Below are 817 nucleotides of genomic sequence, written 5' to 3' on the forward strand. Positions count from 1 at the left end.
GTCCCACAACTACAGCCCTACCCCCGTCCTCAACCTGGACAGAACACCTCAAGCCGGAACAACGCCGGGGCCGTGGGTCAGCCTAATCCTGACGGCGCGAAAATCACTCAAGAGATTGCCCGACGGGAGGAGTCGGCGCGAGCGGAGCTTGCTCAGAACCGCTGATGGCGTGGAGCGTTGCGCCTGGCCACCCAGCGCGACTTGGACGCGATCGCGCGCGGCGACGGATCCGGGGTGCAGCGCCACGGTGGTCCATCGGCCGATGAGCACCTCGGTCACCGGTCGGTGTCCTCGTCGACCAGGTCGACGAACGCGGCCACCCGCGCGTACTTGGCGGCGGTGCTGTGGGGCCCCGTCCCGGCCGGCCGGGTGGGCGGGCAGGCGCCAGGACATCTGGCCCGTGGGCAGCTCCAGGTAGACCACGACCGGGTGGGGATCGGTCGGGTCGTGGCCGACACCCGGCCTCGTGGGCGAGCGCGAGGGCGGTCCAGATCAGTAATGGTCATCGCGGCTCCTGGTTTGAGTCGAGGGTCAGGACACCCCGGCGTCGGGACGGGTGGTTCGACGGGTTCGCATCCATGGTGGACCTGTGGATGATCCTCAACCGGATATAGCGCATAGATCAGGTGAAGTGGCTGTGGGTTGTTCTCTGGCGCCGTTGGTGAGATAGCCCCACTGTTTTATCGAGACAGTCCCATGGTTTGGTTGGTTGGTTGGTTGGCTTGGTTGGTTGGGTTTGGTTGGTTGGTTGGTTGGGTTGGTTGGTTGTGGGGGGTGTGGGTTGTGGTGGGTGTTGGGGTGGGTTGTCCGGAGTTTG

The 817-nt window shown here is 65.2% G+C and carries 2 protein-coding genes; both read right to left on the reverse strand.

The features are described 5' to 3' along the window. Positions 1–48: 48 nt before the first annotated feature. A complete protein-coding gene (locus ACLQ24_RS29920) occupies positions 49–279 on the reverse strand; it encodes a hypothetical protein (protein WP_425895085.1) in 231 nt (76 codons plus the stop codon). After that, positions 276–506 (reverse strand): hypothetical protein, encoded by a 231-nt coding sequence (locus tag ACLQ24_RS29925; RefSeq protein WP_425895086.1) that lies wholly within the window; start codon positions 504–506, stop codon positions 276–278. Before ACLQ24_RS29925 ends, ACLQ24_RS29920 begins: the two co-directional genes overlap by 4 nt. Positions 507–817 lie beyond the last annotated feature (311 nt).

The sequence above is a fragment of the Micromonospora sp. DT4 genome, assembly GCF_049841675.1.
Lineage (GTDB): Bacteria > Actinomycetota > Actinomycetes > Mycobacteriales > Micromonosporaceae > Micromonospora.

Coding starts and splice junctions, on each gene's coding strand:
- ACLQ24_RS29925 (WP_425895086.1), bottom strand. CDS start 506: ATGACCATTACTGATCTGGACCGCCCTCGCGCTCGCCCACGAGGCCGG.